The sequence below is a fragment of the Phenylobacterium sp. CCH9-H3 genome (assembly GCF_001557235.1).
Lineage (GTDB): Bacteria > Pseudomonadota > Alphaproteobacteria > Caulobacterales > Caulobacteraceae > Phenylobacterium.
Map to the genome: position 1 here is coordinate 1 of NZ_LSJI01000144.1, position 7,207 is coordinate 7,207.

7 protein-coding genes are annotated in these 7,207 nt (G+C 69.3%); 4 read left to right on the forward strand and 3 right to left on the reverse strand.

Annotated elements, in window-relative coordinates:
- Positions 1 to 1,338: sorbosone dehydrogenase family protein (locus AX721_RS13430; RefSeq protein ID WP_068876503.1), on the reverse strand; the 1,338-nt coding region annotated here is incomplete at its 3' end.
- Positions 1,339 to 1,476: 138 nt separating this feature from the next.
- Between AX721_RS13430 and AX721_RS13435 the strand changes: the two genes are divergently transcribed.
- Positions 1,477 to 2,643: an acyl-CoA dehydrogenase family protein gene (locus AX721_RS13435; RefSeq protein ID WP_068876504.1), complete on the forward strand. Its 1,167-nt coding sequence runs from the start codon at positions 1,477 to 1,479 to the stop codon at positions 2,641 to 2,643.
- Positions 2,644 to 3,717, forward strand: coding sequence for an acyl-CoA dehydrogenase family protein (locus tag AX721_RS13440; protein ID WP_068876505.1), 1,074 nt, complete (start codon positions 2,644 to 2,646; stop codon positions 3,715 to 3,717).
- A 12-nt stretch (positions 3,718 to 3,729) separates the two neighbouring features.
- On the opposite strand, the gene AX721_RS13445 is transcribed toward AX721_RS13440, so the two are convergent.
- On the reverse strand, positions 3,730 to 3,912 hold the full coding sequence (locus tag AX721_RS13445) for a DUF3008 family protein (RefSeq protein WP_068876506.1): 183 nt from the start codon (positions 3,910 to 3,912) through the stop codon (positions 3,730 to 3,732).
- Between the two features lie 92 nt (positions 3,913 to 4,004).
- On the opposite strand from AX721_RS13445, the gene AX721_RS13450 reads away from it, so the two are divergent.
- Positions 4,005 to 4,808, forward strand: a complete 804-nt coding sequence (locus tag AX721_RS13450; RefSeq protein ID WP_231733473.1) for a potassium channel family protein — start codon at positions 4,005 to 4,007, stop codon at positions 4,806 to 4,808.
- A gap of 94 nt (positions 4,809 to 4,902) precedes the next feature.
- Positions 4,903 to 5,697, forward strand: a complete 795-nt coding sequence (locus AX721_RS13455) for an SDR family oxidoreductase (RefSeq protein WP_068876508.1) — start codon at positions 4,903 to 4,905, stop codon at positions 5,695 to 5,697.
- Here the strand turns inward: AX721_RS13455 and AX721_RS13460 are convergent.
- Positions 5,694 to 6,881 (reverse strand): pyridoxal phosphate-dependent aminotransferase, encoded by a 1,188-nt coding sequence (locus AX721_RS13460; RefSeq protein ID WP_156467165.1) that lies wholly within the window; start codon positions 6,879 to 6,881, stop codon positions 5,694 to 5,696. The two genes, AX721_RS13455 and AX721_RS13460, sit on opposite strands and share 4 nt — an antisense overlap.
- Positions 6,882 to 7,207 lie beyond the last annotated feature (326 nt).

Consider the following 7,207-nt stretch of genomic DNA (forward strand, 5'->3'; position numbering starts at 1 on the left):
GGAGATGTGTATAAGAGACAGGGTCGGCGCCACGCGCCACACGACGCCGCCCACATCGTCGGCCACAAGCAGGGCGCCCCGGGCGTCCACGGCCGCGCCCACGGGCCGGCCCTGGATCTTGTCGTCCGCGTTGAGGAAGCCGGTGAGGAAGGCCTGGGGCGGCATCTGCGGCCGCCCCCCCGCGAACGGCACGAACACGACGCGATAGCCGTTCAGCGGCTTGCGGTTCCACGATCCGTGCTGGCTGATGAAGGCGCCGCCCTTGTAGGCCGCCGGGAAGGCGTCGGCGCGATAGAAGGTCAGGCCCAGCGAGGCGGTGTGCGGGCCCAGGCCGTAGTCCGGCTTCAGCGCCGAGGCCACCAACGAGGGGTTCTGAGGCTTCACCCGCTCGTCGGCATTCTGGCCCCAATAGCTGTACGGCCAGCCGTAGAAGCCGCCGTCGCGGACGCTCGTCATATAGTCCGGCGGCAGGTCATTGCCGATCTCGTCCCGCTCGTTCACCACCGTCCACATCACGCCCGTGGTCGGTTCGAAATCGACGCCGTTCGGATTGCGCAGGCCGGTGGCGAAGAGGCGGGTCTTGGCGGTCCGCAGGTCGTGCTCCCAGATCGCGGCGCGGCCCTGCTCGTTCTCCATGCCGTTCTCGCCGATGTTCGAGTTCGACCCGACGGTGGCGTAGAGCTTGGTCCCGTCGGGGCTGGCGACGACATTTTTGGTCCAATGGTGATTGATGGGCGGCCCTGGCAGGTCGAACACCTTCGTCCCCGTTCCGGGCACAGCCGTCGCGCCGGGCTGGTACGGGAAAGCCACCACGCCATCCGAATTCGCCACATAGAGGAGGCCGCCGACGAGGGTCATGCCGAAGGGCTGCTTCAGCCCGCTGGCGAAGTTGGTCTTGGTCTCGGCCACGCCGTCGCCGTCGGCGTCGCGCATCAGGACGATCCGGTTGGCGCTGGGCTTGGCCGAGCCGACCTTCTTCATGAGCATCTTCTGGAAGAAGCCCTTGATGCCCTGGTTCGACTTGCCTTCCTTGCTAGGCTCGGTCGCGGACAGGGCGGCGAGAACATCGCCGTTCGGCAGCACCAGCAGCCAGCGCGGATGGTCCAGGCCTTCGGCGAAACGGGTGACTGTGAATCCGGGCGGCGCCTTCGGGGTTGCGCCCGCGGACCATCCCACGACGTCGGGCACGCCGATGGTGGGGATCAGGCTCTTGTTCGGCGCCTTCAACGGCGGGTTCGGGCCGAAGCCCACGAAGGGATCGCTGGACCCGCTGGAGCAGCCGGCGGCGGCCAGGAAGGCGAGCAGCGGCAGGGCGCGGACAAGACGGTGTGTGGGCATGGGCTCCTCCGCGGGTGACTTGACCTCAAACGGCTGCGCGGCGCCAGCGTTGCGGGGCCCGGGTTGACGCCGGGGCGCCGTTGCGCCGGCCCTCGAAACCCGATGCAGTGCGCCCCGAGGAAACCAACGGGACGGGCCATGGACCTGACTCTGACGCCGGAACTGGCGGCCTTCCGCGACGAGGTGCGCGCCTTTCTGGACGCTCATAAGGCCGAGCACGAGGGCGGCGCGCCGAAGGACGCCAAGGCCTGGCAGCGGCTGCTTATCGAGAACGGCTACGCGGCGCGGACCATCCCCCGCGAGTACGGCGGCTTCGGCGCCGAGCCGGACGGGCTGAAGGCGCGGATCATCGCCGAGGAATTCATCGCCGCCGGCGCACCCCGCGGGATGAGCGGGCAGGGCATCTCGATGCTGGTTCCCACCCTGCTCGAAATGGGGACGGAGGAGCAGAAGCGGCGCTGGATCCCGCCGACCCTGAGCGGCGACATCATCTGGTGCCAGGGCTATTCCGAGCCGGGCGCCGGATCGGACCTCGCAAATCTGCAGACCAAGGCGGTCGAGGACGGCGAGGATTTCCTGATCAGTGGTTCGAAGATCTGGACCAGCACCGCTGCCCAGGCGCAGATGATGTTCTGCCTGGTGCGCACCGAGCCCCACAAGCCGAAGCACGAGGGCATCTCCTACATCCTCTTCCCGATGGACACGTCGGGGATCGAAGTGCGGCCGCTCAAGACCATGACCGGTCAGGCCGAGTTCAACGAGGTGTTCTTCACCGAGGTGCGCGTGCCGCAGGCCAATGTGGTCGGCGGGCGGGGGCGAGGCTGGCAGGTGGCCAACACCACCCTGAAGCACGAGCGGGGGATGCTGGGCGATCCCAACGCCACCGAGGCGCGGTTGAAGTCGCTGATCGAGCTCATGACCACCGAGACGGTGGACGGCCAGCGCATCATCGACAATCCGATCTTCCGCGACCGGCTGATGCAGCTGCAGGCCCGCGTGCTGTCGATGAAGTTCAACGGCCTGCGGACCATGACGGACGATACCGCCGGCCTGGCGCGCCTGGTCGTCAAGCTGCAGGGCTGCGAGCTGAACCACCAGGTGGCGGCTTTGGCCATCGACGCCCTGGGGGAGCTCGGGATCCTCTACCACGACGGGCCGCACCTGCGCGCCAAGGGCCGATGGCAGTGGAACTACATGTTCGACCTGGGCCTGATCATCGGCGGCGGCACCGCCCAGATCCAGAAGAACATCATCTCGGAGCGCGGGCTGGGCATGCCCCGCGAACCCAAGACCGTGGAGGCCTGAATGCGGTTCGCGCTCTCCGAAGACCAGACGATGCTGCAGGACAGCCTGAACCGGGCGCTGGGCGATCTCTCACCTCTGGAACGCGTGCGCCGGTTCGCCGACGAGGGTGAGGCGGCCGCGCCGGACATCTGGGCGGGGTTGGCCGAGCTTGGCCTGCCGGGACTGATGATCGCCGAGGAGCACGGCGGGCTGGGCCTGGGGATGCTGGAGGCGGCGCTGGCCGCCGAGGCGCTGGGCCGGGTCGTGGCGCCGACGCCGTTCCTGGGCTCGGCGGTGCTGGCGCCGCTGGCGCTGAAGCTGGGGGGCAGTCCGGCGCAGCAGGCGCGGTGGCTGCCGAAACTGGCTGCCGGAGAGGCGACGGCCGGCGTCGCGATCTCGGAAGCCGTGGCCGGGGTCCGCGACGGCGCGGGCGTGACCGCCTCGGCGGGGCGGCTCGACGGCAAGGCGCTGTTCGCCCTGGACGCCGCCGGCGCCGACCTGCTGGTGGTGGCCGACAAGGCTGGCGGACTGCATCTGGCCAACAGCGCCGAGGCGGCCGAAGCCATGCCCGGCATCGACGCGACGCGGCGGCTTGCGGAACTCAGCTTCGCGGACACGCCCGCCGAAGCATTGGCTTCGAACTCAGCGCTTGAACGCCTGCGCGACGCCGCCTGGATCGTCCTGGCCGCCGACACCCTGGGCGCGGCCGAAGCGATGCTCGGGAAGGCGATAGCCTACGCCAAGGAGCGTAAACAGTTCGGCCGCACGATCGGCAGCTTCCAGGCCGTGAAGCACCTCTGCGCTGAGATGGCCGCAGAACTGGAGCCGGCGCGCGCGCTCGTCTGGTACGCGGCCTATGCCTTCGACCACGCGCCGGACGAGGCGCCGCTCATGGCCGCCCATGCCAAGGCGCACCTATCGGAGATCGGCCGCTTCATCGCCCGCACCGCCACGGAGGTGCACGGCGGCATCGGCATGACCGACCTCCTGGGCCTGCACTACTGGTTCAAGCGTATCGGCCAGAACCGGCAGCTGCTGGGCGGCCCCGAAAAGGTGCGTGAGATCGCCGCGAGGCTCCAGGGCCTGGCGGCCTGAACCCGTGCGGGCTCAGTGCTTGACGTGCTCGGGCTTACCCTTCCGCTTGGTATGGGCCATCTTCTCGAGCTCCTTCTCGGACATCGACATCATCGACTTCGAGGCGCCCTGAAGCTTGCTCTTGGGCGTGTCGCCGCGCTTGGCCGAGAGCGCGGCGCCGGCGGCCTTTTGCTGAGCGGCGGACTTGGCGGGCATGGTTGTACTCCTTCCTGGCCTGCGCGAGGGTGCGCGGCGGACTATTGAACCCGCCGGCGCTTCAAGGGTTCACGGCCAAGGCAGGAGCGCGGGTGACAGGCTCGACAGTGGAGGATCCGGGAAGACGTCGGGCGTTGCCCAGGCTGCGGGTGCGGCTGCGCGAACTCTATCATGGCAAGTCGCGCGAAGCGGTCCGCTTCCGCCTCTGGATCATCACCATCGATGTCCTGCTGATCGCCTTCTTCATCGCCTCGCCCTTCCTGCGCGACTATCCGGTCTACTTGGTCGTCGACTATGCCGTGGCCCTCGTCGTCGCGGTGGAGATCGGCGCGCGGGCGCTCGCCGACGCCAGCCTGTGGCGGTTCTTCCGGCGCTATAGCGTCTGGGTGGACCTGTTCGTGCTGCTCACGCTGCTGTTCCCGCTGTGGCTGTTCAACCTGGCCTTCCTGCGGGTGTTGAGGCTGTGGTCGCTGGCCCATAGCGAGCTGTTCTGGACCACGATCGGACGCCGCTACGACGACACGCGGGTCGAAGACGTGACCAAGTCGCTGGCCACCCTGGTGACCTTCGTGTTCGTGACGACCGGGTTCGTCTACGCCGGCTTCGCACGGACGCACCCCGGGCTGGATGGCTATGTGGACGCGCTGTACTTCACCGTCACGACGCTCACGACCACTGGGTTCGGCGACATCATCCTGCCGGGCACATGGGGCAAGCTGCTCACCATCGTGATCATGATTAGCGGCATCACGCTCTTCGTCCGGTTCGCCCAGACGCTCATGCGGCCCTACAAGGTCCGCTTCGCCTGCGAGACGTGCGGGCTGATGCGGCACGAACCCGACGCGGTCCACTGCAAGGCCTGCGGCGCGCTGCTGGCGATCCCGAACGAAGACTAGGCGGAATAGTCCCGCCGCCGCGGATCGATGTTGACTGACGCCGAGACAGGCGACCCCGATGGGGCTGCACAGACACCGTCGGGACGAGGAAACCATGAGCGCCTTCAAGGACAATCTGCTGGCCGGCAAGACGGCCTTCGTGGCGGGCGGCACCAGCGGCATCAACCTGGGGATCGCCAAGCGCTACGCCGAGCTCGGGGCCAAGGTCGCGGTGGCTGGGCGCAACGCCGAGAAGGCGGCCAACGCGGCCGCGGAAATCGGCCGCGGGGCGATCGGCCTGTCGTGCGACGTCCGCGACTACGGCCAGATCCGCGGGGCGCTTGAGGAGGCGGCCGGCAAGCTCGGCCCGCTGGACATCGTGGTGTCGGGCGCCGCCGGCAACTTCGTGGCCCCCGCGCTCGGCATGTCGGCCAACGGCTTCAGGACGGTGGTCGACATCGACCTGAACGGCACCTTCAACGTCTTTCGCGCTTGCTACGACCTCCTGAACCGGCCCGGCGCGTCCCTGATCGCCATCACGGCCGGGCAGGCGGTGAACCCGGCGATGATGCAGGCCCACGTCTGCGCGGCGAAAGCGGGCATCAACCAGCTCATTCGCGTGCTGGCCATGGAGTGGGGGCCCGCCGGCGTGCGGGTGAACGGCATCTCGCCCGGCCCGATCGCGGGCACCGAGGGCATGGCGCGGCTCAGCCCCACGCCGGAGAGCGACCGCGCGATCACCGCCAGGATCCCACTGCGCCGGTTCGGAGAGGTGGGCGAGGTGGCCGAGAGCGCGGTGTTCCTGGTCAGTTCGTCGGCGGCCTACGTCAGCGGCACGATCCTGGACTGCGACGGCGGCTCCCAGCTCGGTGACGCGCGCGACCGCGACGTCGGCGGCGGCATGAGCTAAGGCGTCTGGCGCAGACTCGTAAGGCCGGCGCGCAGGCGCGTCAGCCCGTCATCCAGGAGTTCCGGGTCGGCGCCGAAGCCGATCCGGATATGGCCGGGCGCGGCGAAGTATTCTCCCGGCGCCACCAGCACCCCGAACTCGCACATTAGGCGGCGGGCGAGGGCGCGCGTGTCGTCGACGCCGGTCACGCTCGGAAAGTACATGCAGCCGTAGGGGGGAAGCTCGCCGGCCAGCAGGCCGTCGGCGACCAGGGCGTCGACGTGGCGGTGCATGACCGGCCGCGTGGCGGCGAGCGTCCCCTGCCAGTGGGCCTCGAACGGCGCCGGATTCTCCAGGACGAGGGCCGCGACCGCATGCGAGAGCTTGGAGACGCCGATGTCGCCGTCGGGGGCGCTGGCCCGGACGCGGGCGACCAGGGCCGCGTCGCCGGCCAGCCAGCCGAACTTGAGCGAGAAGAGCCCGAAGACCTTGGTCAGGCTGGAGACCGTGAGGATATTGGGTCCCAGTGTGCCCGCAGGCGGCGCGCCGGTATCCGCCGCGAAGTCCGCATAGACCTCGTCCACCACCAGCACCGCGTCGACCCGGGCCGCCACGGCGGCGATGGCGGCGATCTCGCCGGGCTCCAGGCGCGCGCCGGTGGGATTGTGCAGGTTGGTGATCACGACGGCCCGCGTCCGGTTCGTGAGCCGGGCGGCGAGATCCTCTAGGTCGATGCGATGGTCCGGCGCCGGACGTCCAACCTCGCCCACCACCAGCCCGGCGGCGCGGGCCTGCTGGGCCAGGACGTCGAACCCCGGCTGCTCCACGAGAACCCGATCACCCGGCGCCGCCAGGGCTTTGAGCGCCAGCCCGAGGGCCGAGGTGGCGCCGGTGGTCGTCATGATCCGGTCCGCCGACAGGCCATAGCGGCGCGCCAGCGCCTCGACGGCGAAGCGGTTGCCGTCCGCGAACACACTGACGTACCGCGATGTCACGGCGGGCGAGAACGCTGCGCGCACGACGTCCACAAGCGCCTCGGTGGGCTCGGCGATCGTGCTGTCCCATAGCATGGCCACGTCGGCGCCCGACTCGCGGATGCGCACGGCGGCCCGGCCCCAGTCGGCGTAGGACGGCGCGGCGAACAGGTCGTCGGGCGCATCTGTCGGCTGTGCGCCGTCCGCGCCTGGCAAGTGGACAGAAGTCAAAGAAGGATCCCTAGCCGCCGCCCAACTTCGGCGAATATCCCTAGTTTAGGCGCCCGCGCCGGACTTTCTTTGCTATTTCGCCCCCGTGCAGGCCGGTTGGCGCTTGGCCTATTCGTGCGCCCGGACACGTGCGCATAACTCATGCATGAACTGTCCCGGCTGCTACAGGGGACGGCGCCACGGCCCTCGGCGGGCGCGCACAACGAAAAGAAAATCCGCGCGCCCAAGGCTAGGCTCCGATCAGATCCGGGGATGCAGATGACGAGATGGCGTAGCGGATTTTCTTTTCGTTGTGCGCGCCCGCCGAGGGCCGTGGCGCCGTCCCC

Coding starts and splice junctions, on each gene's coding strand:
- AX721_RS13435 (WP_068876504.1), top strand. CDS start 1,477: ATGGACCTGACTCTGACGCCGGAACTGGCGGCCTTCCGCGACGAGGTG.
- AX721_RS13440 (WP_068876505.1), top strand. CDS start 2,644: ATGCGGTTCGCGCTCTCCGAAGACCAGACGATGCTGCAGGACAGCCTG.
- AX721_RS13445 (WP_068876506.1), bottom strand. CDS start 3,912: ATGCCCGCCAAGTCCGCCGCTCAGCAAAAGGCCGCCGGCGCCGCGCTC.
- AX721_RS13455 (WP_068876508.1), top strand. CDS start 4,903: ATGAGCGCCTTCAAGGACAATCTGCTGGCCGGCAAGACGGCCTTCGTG.